The sequence below is a fragment of the Cryobacterium sp. Y50 genome, assembly GCF_002929805.1.
Taxonomy (GTDB): Bacteria; Actinomycetota; Actinomycetes; order Actinomycetales; family Microbacteriaceae; genus Cryobacterium.
This window is the reverse complement of sequence record NZ_PJJM01000075.1, coordinates 17,043-30,412: the sequence shown is the minus strand read 5'-3', so window position 1 is coordinate 30,412 and position 13,370 is coordinate 17,043. Positions and strand designations below refer to the sequence as shown.

Sequence of the window (13,370 nt, the reverse complement as noted above, 5' to 3'; positions counted from 1 at the left end):
TCGGCCTCACCCGGTGTGCCGCAAATCTGCCGGCATCGGCTACGCCAGCTAGACCTCGAGGTCTACGGCCAGGCGGTCGGCGACGACGGTGCGAATGAACGCGCCGACCTTTTTGTGCTCTGGGTGCTTCTGGTAGCGGTCGAGGGCTTCGAGGTCGTCGAAGTCGGCGATCAGCGCGACGTCCCAGTTTTCGTTACCGGCGACATCCGGCCCCACCGTCAACGCGCGAATCTCAGGCACAATCCCGACGAGCGCCTGCAAGCCAGCGGCGATCTCAGCGGCGGCGTCGGCTTTCTTGCGCGGGGTGAGGGCATTGAGCTTCCAGCAGACAATGTGACGAATGGTCATGAGACCTCCAGTAGGGCGGTGCGCAGGCGCACGGGATCAATGCGCCAGTAGTTGTGCATCTTGCCGTTGATGAGGAGCACCGGGATGTCCTCAAAGTAACGCTCGTGCAAGTCGGCGTCATCGAGAATGGAACGTTCCTCGAGCGTGATCGTGGGGGCCGATGCGTCATCGGTGAGCTTGGCCACAACGCTGCCGACCACGTCGCGTGCATCGTCGCAGAGGTGACAACCGGGCTTGCCGATCAGAGTCAGGTGTACGATGGCCATTGTTCCAGCCTAGGCCGACGAACCAGACGCTGACACCGATACCGCTCGCCGGACAGCAAAAAGCGCCAGTCCCGAAGGGCTAGCGCTTTGCTCACAGAACGACGAGGAGTCGTTCTACTTCTTATTACGACGCTGGTGGCGAGTTTTGCGAAGCAGCTTGCGGTGCTTCTTCTTCGCCATACGCTTGCGTCGCTTCTTAATTACAGAACCCACACGGACCTCACAAGTTTTGGTTTAGTCGCGGGGCCCGCGACTGACACGAAAACACCATTCTATCGGACAAATCGCGCCCCAACTACTCACCGGTCGGATCGCCCCGTTCGCAGCGACACGAAGGCGCCCGATTTCAGCCGTTTCTGCGCCACTTCTTGGCTGTCGCATCCTTGACGACCTGAGACATCTGCGTGGCATCGGCAAAAGCCTTGCCGATTGCCGAGGCGAATGCTCGCTGCTCTTCTTTCAAGCCCTCACCCTCCAGATCGGCGGTCTTGACGGCCTGATCGAAGTCGACACTGAGGAATGGAATCAGCCAATCCTCGATCTCTTCAAGCGGCGAATATTCCAGTCGGTAGAAGCGGTGTTGCCCATCTTCGCGCACAGTGACCAAACCGGCTTCGCGCAGCACCTTGAGGTGTTTGGATACTGTCGGCTGGCTCAGCCCAAGATGACCGACGATGTCGGACACGCTCAGTTCGCTGCGCCCTGCGCCCACGGGCTCGCGGGCGGGATCAGCCCGCTCCAAGAGGATGCGCAAAATGTCGCGCCGCGCCGAGTCCGCCACCACGGTAAAGATGTCTGCCATACCCTCAGGGTAGTCATTCGTGCTGGGGAAAAACACCGCCGGGTAGTACCATGTCAAACTGGTATAGGTCGCAGGTCAATCGGGGGTCCCAGGTGTTGTCTCGAAGTGGGACTGGGCCGCCCCTTCGTCGCCCACTGAGCGTTCTGGCGCACCTGCGCGACGGCGTAGACGCCCTCGCTCACAAATCACCATCGCGGTTTGCCATTCTCATTTTCACGGCACTCATCATGCTGTTCACCCTGTTGTTCTCGTTGCCGGTCGCATCGGCTGACCGCACGGTGACACCCCTGCACGATGCGGTGTTCACCGCCGTCTCGGTTATCTGCGTGACCGGACTGACTACGGTCGACATGGCGACACACTGGTCACCATTCGGCAATATTCTCGTCTTCGTCGGGGTCAACATTGGGGGCGTCGGCGTGCTGACCCTCGCGTCCCTAATGGGGCTCGTCATCGCCCGGCGCCTCGGCCTTCGCGCCAAACTCATGGCCGCGAGCGATTCCAACCCGTCACGCATCCACGCCGGCCCGGTCAACGAGGGTCAGACCGTGCGCCTCGGTGAGGTCGGCAGCCTGTTACTGACCGTGGCGATCAGCGCCCTGGTCATCGAAGTCGGCGTTGCCGCCCTGCTCTTTCCGCGCATGCTGGCCGACGGTGTCGCGATCGGCGAGGCCGTTTGGCACAGCTTCTATTACGCCGCGATGGCGTTCACCAACACCGGTTTCAACCCGAACATCGGCGGGCTCGAGCCGTTCGCCAACGATTATTGGTTTCTCGGTGCGCTGATGATCGGTGTATTTCTGGGCAGCCTCGGTTTTCCGGTCATTTATGCCTTCGCCCGCGGGTGGCGTTCCCCACGCCGTTGGTCGGTGCACGTGAAACTGACCCTCGTGACCACGACCGCCCTCATGATCCTGGGCATGGTGTTCTACATCATTCTGGAATTCGACAATCCGAAGACGTTCGGCTCGTTGAATGCCGGCGACACTATTTTTCAGTCGCTTTTCATGTCGGTGATGACGCGCTCGGGCGGCTTCGCAACCATCGATATCAGCGAACTGCACGGGTCGAGCCTGCTGCTCAGCGACATGCTCATGTTCATCGGCGGCGGGTCGGCGTCGACCGCCGGAGGAATTAAGGTGACGACCCTGGCCATCCTCTTTCTTGCTGCCTTTGCCGAGGCCCGGGGCAAACAAGAGATGGAGGCCTTCGGCCGCCGCATTCCCAGCGACATTCTGCGCCTGTCGGTGAGCGTGGTGCTGTGGGGCGCGACGACCGTTGCGGTGGCGAGCATCCTCATTCTGCATATCTCCAAACAACCGTTCGACCTCGTACTGTTCGACGTGATCAGCGCTTTTGCGACCTGTGGTCTCTCCACCGGTCTCACCGCCGACCTGCCACCTGAGGGCGTGTACGTGATGGCCGCAACGATGTCCATGGGCCGGGTTGGTACAGTGACTCTCGCGGCAGCATTGGCCGCCAGTCAGAGCAGGCAACTGTTCAAACGCCCGGAAGAGAGGCCCATCGTTGGTTGATCGCATCAAACACGACGCCCCCGTACTCATCGTCGGGCTCGGGCGGTTTGGCGCAGCCACGGCCGGCCAGCTTGATCGGCTGGGTCGTGAAGTCCTCGTGGTCGACACGAGCGAGGCCCTCGTGCAGAAATGGTCGGAGCGAGTCACCCACGCTGTGCAGGCCGATGCCCGTTCCCTCGAGGCGCTGCAGCAAATCGGTGCCCAGGACTTTTCCATCGCCGTCTGCGCAACCGGTTCCTCGGTCGAAGCGAGCGTGCTCATCGTGGCGAACCTGGTTGACCTGAAGATCCAGCAGATCTGGGCCAAGGCTATTTCTAAGTCACACGGCAAGATCCTCGAACGCATCGGCGCTAACCACGTGATCTACCCAGAAGCCGAGGCGGGGGAACGCGTCGCCCACCTCGTGTCGGGTCGCATGCTCGACTTCATCGAGTTCGATGATGATTTCGCCCTCGTGAAGATGTACCCGCCGAAGCAGATCCGCGGCCTCAACCTGGTTGATTCCGGGGTGCGTCGCAAGTACAACGTCACGGTGGTCGGTGTGAAGAGTCCGGGAAAGCCGTTCACCTATGCCACCGCTGAGACGGTGGTGTCCAACCATGACCTCATCATCGTGTCGGGCGCCGAGGCCGACATCGAGCGGTTCGCGGCGCTCGGATCCTAGCCGATCAGCGTCCGTTCTGGCGGAATCCACGCGGATTCAGTGAATAATCCTCCAATTCAGGGACGGCGACCAGCTATTCTCCTACTACGCACATAACTCGTCGCAGCTCACCCGAGGCTGCCTGCGACGTCATGTCCGAGAACGGAAGGCTTACTCATGTCACGAAACGTTCCCGCGCTCCCCGATACCGTTGCGCCCGAGGCCGGATTCACGGTGCCTGACACCACGGCTGACATCATCGCCGAAGTGCAAACCGATACGACGGGCGAGGTCACCATCAACGGTGCCACGCGCATGGTGACCGGCAACGATGAAGCCGGCGTGCGTGAGGAGATCATTGGTCTCGTCGTCGAGACCGCCCGTAGCCGTGGGCAGTCCGTGCTGCTGCAGGTCAGCGATGAGCAGGGTGACTGGCCTTTGACCGTGCACCCCAACGGGCGCGTCGAGTCTGCTGGTCCGGTCGTCGTCGGGCGGCACCCCAAGCCGGCTCACACGGTGCCGCTTCCGGTGCAGGCGCAGGGGCAGGCCGAGACTGATTCGCCGCGGCCTGCCGTGCCGGTCGAAGCGGATGCGCCCACCCCGTTCGCTGTGCTGCTGCAGCCGCCCGCCGCAGAAGCCGCCGATGAACCCGACGATGAAGCCGGTGATGAACACGTCAGCCTGTTCGAGTCGCTGCTCGCGCCGCTGGATGTTGCCGCGGAGCCGCGGGTCTCCGGCGGCGGAGTGTCGCGGACACCGTCGCTGCCGGTCGCATCAGTGCCGGTCCCGTCACGTCCGATCACGTCACGTCCGATCACCTCGCCATTCGTCACCTCGCCCGCTGCCGCGGTCGCCGTACCATCGACGAACGTGCCGCCCAACCTCGCCGACTTTCTGAGCTCGCGGCCACCGGCGCCGACCGGTCCGGCAGAGCACGGCTGGCAGGGCGCCGTGCGCCGTCTCACCGGCGGGCTGGTCTCGCTCGCGCCGAGTCCGACGGAGCAGATGCAGCGCGGCGCAATCACGGCCGTGCAGCGCAGCCTGAACGGCTCTCGCACGATCGTGGTCCACAACCCCAAGGGCGGGGCCCACAAAACCACAGCCACGCTGCTCATTGCGGCAACGTTCGGCATCTATCGCGGCGGCTACACCCTCGCCTGGGACAACAACGAGACCATGGGAACCCTCGGCGTACGCGCCCAAGCCGCGCGGCACACCAATACGGCCGTCGATCTGCTCCGCGACCTGGACCGCTTCGGCGATGCTCGCTCCCGGGTGGGCGACCTCGACAACTATGTGCGGTCGCAGGGCGACGCCCAGTTCGACGCACTCGCCTCCGACCTCGATCCGGCCGGCGCCGCGAGCATCGACGATGTCGCATTCCGCAAACTGCATACAACGCTCAGCCGCTTCTACCGAGTACTCGTCATCGATACCGGCAACAACATGCGGGCCAGCAACTGGGAGGCGGCCGTGGAGACCGCCGACCAGCTCGTGATCGTCTCGACCATCCGCGAGGACACCGGTTATGGCGCGGCCTCGCTGCTCGACGGCCTGCGCCAGAAGGGACACGCCGATAAGGTCGCCCAGGCGGTGACCGTGCTCGCTTCACCGTCGAAGACGGCGGATGAGCAGTTGTCCGCGCGCCTGCACAACCACTTTCGCCAGCTCACCCGTACCGTCGTCGACGTTCCCTACGACGCTTCGCTGGTCGGCGGCGGACCGCTCAACGTCGACGCGCTGGCGCCCCGTACCCGCGCTGCGTGGCTGCAGGCGACGGCCGCCATCGCCGAGGGGCTGTAGGCGCTAAGAGGCGGCGAGTTCCTTCGCGCGCGCGAGGGCGGCGTCTGTTGCCGTGTCGAAGAGTTCCTTGAGACCACCCTTTTCGAGCTCCCAGACGGCGCGCTCGGTGGTGCCGGCCGGACTCGTGACCTGGCGGCGCAGCTCGCTCGGTGACTTGTCGGAGACCGCGAGCAGGGCGCTTGCACCGAGGAAGGTTCCGTTGACCATGACGGCCGCTTCTTCGGGCGTGAACCCCTTGGTGATGGCCGTTTCGGTGAGCTGCTCGATCAGATAGAACACGTAAGCGGGGCCGGAGCCGCTGATGGTGCTGAGGGCGTCTAGCTTGCTCTCGGGAACGACCAAAACGTCACCGACGGTCGCGAACAAGGCGCGGGTGAGTTCGAGGTCGGCATCGCTCGAGCGGGTGCCAGCGCTGATCCCGGTGACGGCCATGCCGACGACGGCGGGGGTGTTCGGCATGGTGCGGATGACGTGCACGGTGCTCGGCAGAAGAGATTCGAAGGTGTCGATGGTGACGCCGGCCGCGACGCTCAGCACGAGCGTGCCGGGCGCCAGGGCGCCGCTGATTTCAGCGAGCAGGTCGGCGACCATGTAGGGCTTGACGGCGACGATGACGATCTGGGCACCGTCGATGGCTTTGAGGTTCGCGTCGACGTCGATTTCGGTCGCGTAGGCGGTGACCCCCTCGGTGTCGGCGAGCTCGGCGGCCTTCACCGCCGTGCGGTTGGTGACACGAATGCCGCCCTCGACGGTGACACCCGGCCCCCGCAGACCGGCCAGAATGGCGCGAGCCATGGAGCCGGCTCCGAGGAAGGCGATCGTGGGCAGAGTCACATTCGGGGAAGAAGTCATCCCAGCAGTCTACTTTTTCGCCAGTCAGCCACCCAAAACGGTCTCCCCGAGCAGTTCTAAGATGATTCCATGAGCCCGTCGGACGGAAACAAGGCAATTGTGGCGGCCTTCGCGATTAATCTGGGCGTTGCCATCACCAAGTTCGTGGCCTGGGCCTTTTCCGGCTCCTCCTCAATGCTGGCGGAGGCGGTGCACTCGGTAGCGGATGCCGGCAACCAGCTGCTCCTGCTGCTCGGTGGCCACAAGGCGAAGAAGCGGGCCGACCTGGAGCATCCGTTCGGCTATGGGCGCGAACGATACGTCTACGCCTTCGTGGTGTCGATTATCTTGTTCTCGATCGGCGGTGTGTTCTCGCTCTATGAGGGTTTCAACAAGCTGCAGAACCCGCATCCGCTTGAAAATGCCTGGCTGCCGATTCTGGTGCTCGCTATCGCCATGGTCCTCGAGAGCTTTTCGCTGCGCACCGCGATTCGGGAATCGAATCCTGTGCGAGCGAAACAGAGCTGGGCGCAGTTCGTGCGGCACGCGAAGGCGCCCGAGCTGCCGGTCGTGCTGCTCGAAGACGTGGCAGCTCTCACCGGCCTGGCATTCGCGTTCGTAGGTGTCGGCCTGACCATCATCACCGACGAGCCGATCTGGGATGCGATCGGCACGCTCGCCATTGGCGCGCTACTCGTGGCGGTCGCGATCATTCTCGGCATTGAGACCAGGAGCCTGCTGGTCGGTGAAGGGGCCAACACGAAAGACCTCGATGCAATCAAGGCGGCCATTCTCGACGGCCCGGAGATCAAGCGCATTATTCACCTCAAGACCCTCTACCTCGGCCCGGACGAGATTCTGCTCGGTGCCAAGGTCGCCTTTGACGGCGACCACCGCCTTACCGACGTCGCCGCGGATATCAATGCCGTGGAGACCCGCATTCGAGCCGCTGTTCCGTTGGCCCGCACTATCTATCTCGAGCCGGATATCTACTTCGACCCGAACCTGGCCAACCCAACGACCGACAGCTTCGTGATCAAGGGACTCGAATAGGGCTCAGCGCCGACTTCTGCGCGCGGGATCTTCGAAGAATTCCCGCAAAATGATACCGCACTCGACCGCTTTGACGCCCGCGAAGACCTCGACCCGGTGGTTGAGTCGGCGGTCGCGCAGCACGTCGTAGACCGACCCAGCCGCTCCCGCCTTTTCATCCCAGGCGCCGAAGACGACGGTGGGCATCCTGGCGGCGAGGATGGCGCCGGCACACATGACGCAGGGCTCAAGCGTGACGATCAGGGTGCAGCCGGTCAGGTGCCAGTCGCCGGAGTGCGCGGCGGCCTGGCGAATGGCGACGAGCTCGGCGTGCAGGGTGGGGTCCTGGTGCAGTTCGCGCTCGTTGCGGCCACGGCCGATCACCTGGCCCGCACTGTCGACGATGATGGCACCGACCGGCACGTCGCCCCCGATCAGGGCGGCGCGGGCCTCGGTCAGGGCCAGCAGCATCCACTCATCGTGCTGGTCTCGTCCACCCATGTCTCACCTCATCGCGTCGGTTCGTCTCTAGTAGAATCGAGCCTATGCGAGTCCACGTTGCCGACCACCCGCTCATCACGCACAAGCTCACCGTGCTCCGCGATAAGAACACCCCGTCACCGCTGTTTCGATCGCTGGTCGAAGAGCTCATGACGCTGCTCGCCTATGAAGGTACGCGCGGCGTGCGGGTTGAAGCCGTCACCGTGCAGACCCCCGTGTCGGCCGCGCAGGGAGTGCGGATCAGCGACCCGAAGCCGCTCGTGGTGCCGATTCTGCGTGCCGGCCTGGGCATGCTAGAGGGTATGGTCAAGCTGCTGCCGACCGCCGAGGTCGGTTTTCTCGGAATGGCCCGCAACGAGGAGACCCTGCAGCCGACGACATACGCCGAGCGTCTGCCCGACGACCTGTCGGATCGACAGTGTTTCGTGCTCGACCCGATGCTCGCCACCGGCGGCTCCCTCATCGCCGCCATCAACTTTTTATTCGACCGCGGCGCGGTCGACGTGACGGCGATCTGCATCCTGGCTGCCCCCGAAGGCCTCGCGGCCGTCGAGAAAGCCCTGGCCGGCCGCGAAGTGACCATTGTGCTGGGTGCTGTTGACGAGAAGCTAAACGAGTTGGGTTACATCGTGCCAGGCCTCGGCGACGCGGGCGACCGCTTGTACGGCCTGGTCTGATTTCATGCAGGTCCTGCGACCGACGACACACTAAGCCGAAATCACATCAATAATCTTTGATCAATCCACGTTTCATCATGAAATATTTTATGAAGACGTGATTTTGCACGGAATCGCCTAAACGAGCAGCACACTGCGAACGTGTTGCACGTCATTCGGCGACTTGCCACGTCGTCAAATTGACACGCGGCGTCACATTCCGCTTTACTCACAGTTATGACAATCAGCGCACGCCCCCTGACCTCCCTCGAGGCCCCCGGGACTGCCGCCATGATGATGGCCGGCACCCCCGCCATCCGCTGTTGCCGAATGCACCGCTAACCGAGACTTTCCTCCTCGCGTCCCCTGCCTAACAGGTCAGGCTGACGCCCCGGATGCTTTCTAAGCATTCGCTCTCGCGGCCCCACGGGCCACACCTCGAGCGCCGACCGGATCAAGCACTTTTGCGCATCCGTCGGGCTCCCGTCGATCGAACAGTCAAGGACCTTACCCATGTCTCTCGCACACATTCACGCAACTCGCCCCACGTTCAACCGCCCCGACCTGTCCCTGGCCCCGCCGGTGGCCGCCCCCCGCATTCGCGCCGTACCCAGCGGCACCGAGGCTCGCGGCTTCGTGCTCTACGTCGGCATCGATGAGGCCAAGGCGGCCGCGGCCGGCACGAGCTTGAACCGCATCGTCGAGGCGCTCAAGGCCCTTGCCGTCGACATCGCCCCCTCGGCAGAGACCTACGCCGCTGTCGCTTTGGCGCCGCAGGGCACCGGCGGCCGCGACGTTGACGTCGTGCGCCTGGCCCTGCAGGATCCGGCCGCACTCGCTGCACACCGCGCCGAGCCCGAAGAGCTTGACCGGGCCCGCAGCGGTGTCATCGTCGACATCTCCCGCAAGCGCGTCATTCTCGACAACGAGACTGCAGCTCTGACCTACAAGGAGTTCGAGCTGCTGCAGTACCTCGTGCTGCGTGAGGGCCGCACCATTGACCGGGCCGAAATCATTTCGTCGCTGTGGAATTCCGCCGACGAGGAAGACACCCCGAACGAGCGCACCATCGACGTGCACGTTCGACGTCTGCGCTCCAAACTCGGCCGCTACGAAGACATCGTGCGCACGGTGCGCGGTGTCGGCTACCGCTTCGACCGCCACGCGGACGTCGCCATCCGCCAGTCGACCACGCCGAGTCCCGACCTGTTCTAGGCCGCCGGGCGCATGGTGCCAGTCAAAAGAACTGAGGGCCAGTCGCAGAGGCTACGACTGACCCTCTTCCCTTGCACCAAGAGTGTCCTGCAATCACATTTCACGTCGTCCGCCACAGCAAACGGTTGACGCACCTAAAACATATAACGAATAGGTAACGGGCGCCACCTTTGGGCCAGAAAATCACCTGCGAGTTTCATGCACGGCATCCGTTTGTTTCTCGAAAAGCGGATGCTGCCTGCCCTGGCCCGGTCTGCCCCGCCGAGTCTCTATCCTTGGAGAACGAGGTTAGGAGCCGCAAGGTGGTGGATCGAATGATCGCGGTGGGTGCATGGGAGTCCCTCTTTCGGGCTCAGGTTGCCATTATGCGCAATCTGGCAGCGAATTTCCCCTCGAAGGAGATTTCTCTCAATGAGTATGACGTTATGTTCAACCTGTCTCGGCAGCCTGACCGATGCATCCGCTTGCGTGATCTCAATCAGCATGTGCTGTTGACTCAGCCGAGCGTGAGTCGCCTCGTCGATCGGCTCGTCTTGCGCGGGTATCTGCACAAGCACAGCGACCCGAGCGACGGGCGCGGCGCGATCATCGAGCTCACCGAGGCGGGCCTGGCCCTGTTTCGACGGGTCGCCGTTCTGCACATGGGCGCGATCACCGAGCGCATTGGCGAGTCCCTGACTCAGGCCGAGCTGCTGCAGCTCACCGCGCTGTGCGACAAGCTGCGCGTCGACTGTCCTGGCGAGCGTGACGAGGTCCCAACACTCGACGCCTGATCCACCCCGGCCAACGAAAGGTGGGGCGGTGGGACGAGGGCCCTACCCCTCGTCCCACCGAGGCAATCCCTCGCGGGAATGCCTTCCTCACCGGGCGCCCGAACATTGCCTGGTGAGAAACTCGGGCGCAAGCACGAACCGATCCCTCAGAACAAGAAGAACGCAAATCAGTTGAGCAATGCTCACGCTGGTCGAGGCTATCCCAGCTTGGGGGTGGAAACCTTAATCTTGCGCAAGCACTCAGCATCTCGTTTACTCTGGAGCCATGACTTCTCTCTCCGGTTCATCCGTTCTTATCGTCGGCGCTACCGGTGGCTTGGGCCGCGAAATTGCCCAGCTTCTGAGCGAAGGGGGGGCTCTGCTCACTCTGCATGGACGCAGCGTTGAGCGTCTCGCCGAACTCGGCAGCTTTGGAGCGACGGTCACTGGCGATCTGAGCGATTCGAGCACGTCCGCACAGCTCGTTTCCGCCGCCATCGCAGCACACGGCCGCCTCGATGGAATCATCAACGCCGCCGGAGTCGTCGCGTTCGGCCCCCTGGCGGATGTCGCTGACGAAACAATAGATACCCTGATGGCGGTGAACGCGACGGCACCGATGCGCCTGCTCCGGGCAGCCCTTCCCGCTCTGACCGAATCGTCCGGCGGGCATCGTGATCCGTTCTTTGTCACGCTCAGCGGAATTGTGAGCGAGCGCCCGACCGCGAACATGGCGGCGTACTCGGCCTCGAAGGCAGCCCTCGCGGCATTCGCGCAAGCGGCAGGCCGGGAGATGCGACGGGACGGCATCCGCTTTCTCGATGCACGACCCGGTCATACCGAAACGGGACTGGCCACCAGGCCAATCCAGGGTTCGGCACCGCCACTACCTACCGGCTATCAGCCAGCGGATGTCGCCCGACGCATTGTCGACGCGATCATCTCCGGCGAGCGCGACCTGCCGAGTACCGCCTTCGCCGGATAGGCCCTACCAGTTCGTGCGCGTGCGCTCCTGAGCCACAACCTCGTCGCGGTCCACCAGACGCCGCAGGCCGGCGAGCGGCTGGGCCATGCGGTGATTACCGCGGATGCGCGGCTCCACTCGATCCAGGAATGCCCAATATCCGGCCGTGAACGGGCAGGCCTCCGGCCCCAGCCGAATTTTCGGATTGAATCGACAGCTCCCGCAGAAATCGGTCATCTTCGAGATGTAGGCGCCACCGGCGGCGTAGGGCTTCGTCGCGACAATGCCACCGTCGGCGTGCTGCGACATGCCGACAACATTGGCCGGCATGACCCACGGTGTTCCGTCGACGAAGGCATTGATGAACCAATCCGACAGTGCTGACGGCTCGTAGCCCCGCTGCAATGACCAGTTGCCCAGAATCATGAGACGCTGAATATGATGCGCATACCCGGTGCGGGAAACCTCATCGAGCACGTGGCTCAGGCACCGCGCTTCGACGGCGTCACCGTCCAACTCCAGAAACGCCGGCGGAAGCGGCTCATGGGCGCCGAGAAAGTTGCTCTCCGCGATGTAGTTCTCGCCGAGGTGCCAGTACAGGTGCCAGACCCAGTCCCGCCAGCCCATGACCTGGCGTACCACGGCCTCGGCGCTCGGCAGCGGAACCTGACCGGAGTGGTACGCCGTGACGACCGCGTCGATGACTTCCTGCGGATGCAGAAGGCCGAGGTTGAGTGGAACGCTCAACCTCGAGTGGGCCATCGTGCTGTCCCCGATCAGCGAGGCATCCTCGAAGTGCCCGAAGTCCGGCAGTCGCGTTTCGATGAAATCATCCAGCGCCGCGAGCGCTTCCGCGCGGGTGGCCGCAAATCGGCGTGGGCCATCCGCTCCGATCAGGTGCACTCTGCCTTCGGTGACGAGGCGGTCAAGGTCTCGGCGCACCTCCTCGTCGATGTCGTCTTCGACCGGGGCCCACGGGTCGGGCAGGCCGAGACTGGCCGCACGTTTCGGGGGCGGCTGACGATTGTCGTGATCGAAATTGAAACGCCCGCCCTCCGGCTCAGGGCCACGCATGAGTATGCCGGTGGTCGTGCGCACCTGGCGGTAGAACTGTTCCATCACGAGTCGGGATGCGGGCCGGCCATCGGCCCAATTGGCGAAGTCCTGTTCGCTCGTCACGAAGCCTCGACTCGGCAGAACGGATGCGCCCAGTTCGGTGACCAGCGCGCGTGCACCCCATGAGGTGGGGTTGATCACCTCGAGGTCACGGCCCTTGAGCACGTCCCGGTAGTGCTCAGCTCGCAGAAACTCGACGCGGTCGCCCAGCTCACGCGCGCGGTGGCGAAGCGCGCTGAGAATGAGATGGGCTTTGGCCCGATGGTAGGTACGTCGCCCCAGCACGGCAGTCGCCTCGACCAGCACAATAGGCCCACCGTCGTCGTAGTGGGGACCGAGCTGGTCGGCAAACAGAAAGCGCGGCAGGGACATGCTGCCGATTCTATCCCCGCCGATAAAAGACACAAAAAATCCCCTCCGACACGTGTTGAACGGGGTTTAGCTGTGCGCCCGAAGGGATTCGAGCAGTGCTCCCGCCAACATCGAGAATCCAAGACCCACTGTCTTCGTCCATATAAATACCGATACTGCCTTCCGTATTTTTACGAGTATGCGATGACGACCGTGGAGATAGTGTGGCGCACTTTGGCCGATGTCGCGCTGGACGGTCAACGGGATTGGGCCAGCATCGGTGATATCGCCGGCGCAGCTTCTGTCGCGCCGTCCACCACAACCTGCGTGCCGACACGACGGTGTCAACAACCCGTCCCGCTACCCAAAACCTCTTTGACGACATCGAGGTCGACTACGTTCAACTCGACATCTACCTGCTCTACGAATCTCAACTCGGCGCAAACTGCGCCCAAAGGTTGAAGTCTTCGCAGAATACCCCGATGAACTCTCGTTCGGTGGAATACCCGTTGGGACCATCATGCTGCCGTGATCTTCTACACGAGCAACGGTATC

At 63.3% G+C, this 13,370-nt stretch carries 15 protein-coding genes; 8 read left to right on the top strand and 7 right to left on the bottom strand.

What is annotated here, in order from left to right; genetic code table 11:
- Positions 1–48: 48 nt before the first annotated feature.
- From CXY73_RS04990 to CXY73_RS04975, 4 genes are all read right to left on the bottom strand, one after another.
- Positions 49–348, bottom strand: a complete 300-nt coding sequence (locus tag CXY73_RS04990) for a Dabb family protein (protein ID WP_104177019.1) — start codon at positions 346–348, stop codon at positions 49–51.
- The gene (locus tag CXY73_RS04985; RefSeq protein WP_104177018.1) at positions 345–614 is read right to left on the bottom strand and encodes a glutaredoxin family protein; all 270 of its coding nucleotides are present in this window, start codon (positions 612–614) and stop codon (positions 345–347) included. Before CXY73_RS04985 ends, CXY73_RS04990 begins: the two co-directional genes overlap by 4 nt.
- Positions 615–728: 114 nt before the next feature.
- Positions 729–827: a 30S ribosomal protein bS22 gene (locus CXY73_RS04980; protein ID WP_003792170.1), complete on the bottom strand. Its 99-nt coding sequence runs from the start codon at positions 825–827 to the stop codon at positions 729–731.
- Between the two features lie 133 nt (positions 828–960).
- Positions 961–1,416, bottom strand: a complete 456-nt coding sequence (locus tag CXY73_RS04975) for a helix-turn-helix transcriptional regulator (RefSeq protein ID WP_104134833.1) — start codon at positions 1,414–1,416, stop codon at positions 961–963.
- Between the two features lie 134 nt (positions 1,417–1,550).
- On the opposite strand from CXY73_RS04975, the gene CXY73_RS04970 reads away from it, so the two are divergent.
- From CXY73_RS04970 to CXY73_RS04960, 3 genes are all read left to right on the top strand, one after another.
- Positions 1,551–2,951 (top strand): TrkH family potassium uptake protein, encoded by a 1,401-nt coding sequence (locus CXY73_RS04970; RefSeq protein ID WP_369831210.1) that lies wholly within the window; start codon positions 1,551–1,553, stop codon positions 2,949–2,951.
- Complete coding sequence (locus CXY73_RS04965) at positions 2,944–3,615, top strand: TrkA family potassium uptake protein (protein WP_104134831.1); 672 nt, start codon at positions 2,944–2,946, stop codon at positions 3,613–3,615. Before CXY73_RS04970 ends, CXY73_RS04965 begins: the two co-directional genes overlap by 8 nt.
- 156 nt (positions 3,616–3,771) lie before the next feature.
- Positions 3,772–5,397 carry a chromosome partitioning protein gene (locus CXY73_RS04960; protein WP_233198146.1) on the top strand — a complete coding sequence of 542 codons (1,626 nt, stop codon included), beginning with the start codon at positions 3,772–3,774 and terminating at the stop codon, positions 5,395–5,397.
- A 3-nt stretch (positions 5,398–5,400) separates the two neighbouring features.
- On the opposite strand, the gene proC is transcribed toward CXY73_RS04960, so the two are convergent.
- Positions 5,401–6,249 carry a pyrroline-5-carboxylate reductase gene (gene proC / locus CXY73_RS04955; RefSeq protein WP_104134830.1) on the bottom strand — a complete coding sequence of 283 codons (849 nt, stop codon included), beginning with the start codon at positions 6,247–6,249 and terminating at the stop codon, positions 5,401–5,403.
- Positions 6,250–6,318: 69 nt separating this feature from the next.
- Between proC and CXY73_RS04950 the strand changes: the two genes are divergently transcribed.
- The gene (locus CXY73_RS04950; RefSeq protein ID WP_104177016.1) at positions 6,319–7,281 is read left to right on the top strand and encodes a cation diffusion facilitator family transporter; all 963 of its coding nucleotides are present in this window, start codon (positions 6,319–6,321) and stop codon (positions 7,279–7,281) included.
- A 3-nt stretch (positions 7,282–7,284) separates the two neighbouring features.
- Here the strand turns inward: CXY73_RS04950 and tadA are convergent, their stop codons facing one another.
- A complete protein-coding gene (tadA, locus tag CXY73_RS04945; RefSeq protein WP_233198145.1) occupies positions 7,285–7,761 on the bottom strand; it encodes a tRNA adenosine(34) deaminase TadA in 477 nt (158 codons plus the stop codon).
- 44 nt (positions 7,762–7,805) lie between these two features.
- Here tadA and upp point away from each other — a divergent pair, with 44 nt between their 5' ends.
- From upp to CXY73_RS04925, 4 genes are all read left to right on the top strand, one after another.
- Positions 7,806–8,438, top strand: coding sequence for a uracil phosphoribosyltransferase (gene upp, locus CXY73_RS04940; protein ID WP_104134828.1), 633 nt, complete (start codon positions 7,806–7,808; stop codon positions 8,436–8,438).
- A gap of 492 nt (positions 8,439–8,930) precedes the next feature.
- Positions 8,931–9,632: a winged helix-turn-helix domain-containing protein gene (locus CXY73_RS04935; protein ID WP_104177015.1), complete on the top strand. Its 702-nt coding sequence runs from the start codon at positions 8,931–8,933 to the stop codon at positions 9,630–9,632.
- Positions 9,633–9,997: 365 nt separating this feature from the next.
- Positions 9,998–10,405, top strand: a complete 408-nt coding sequence (locus CXY73_RS04930) for a MarR family winged helix-turn-helix transcriptional regulator (protein WP_233198144.1) — start codon at positions 9,998–10,000, stop codon at positions 10,403–10,405.
- Between the two features lie 265 nt (positions 10,406–10,670).
- Positions 10,671–11,369 carry an SDR family oxidoreductase gene (locus tag CXY73_RS04925; protein ID WP_104134825.1) on the top strand — a complete coding sequence of 233 codons (699 nt, stop codon included), beginning with the start codon at positions 10,671–10,673 and terminating at the stop codon, positions 11,367–11,369.
- Between the two features lie 3 nt (positions 11,370–11,372).
- Here the strand turns inward: CXY73_RS04925 and CXY73_RS04920 are convergent, their stop codons facing one another.
- Positions 11,373–12,836 carry a cryptochrome/photolyase family protein gene (locus tag CXY73_RS04920; protein ID WP_104177013.1) on the bottom strand — a complete coding sequence of 488 codons (1,464 nt, stop codon included), beginning with the start codon at positions 12,834–12,836 and terminating at the stop codon, positions 11,373–11,375.
- Positions 12,837–13,370: the final 534 nt, after the last annotated feature.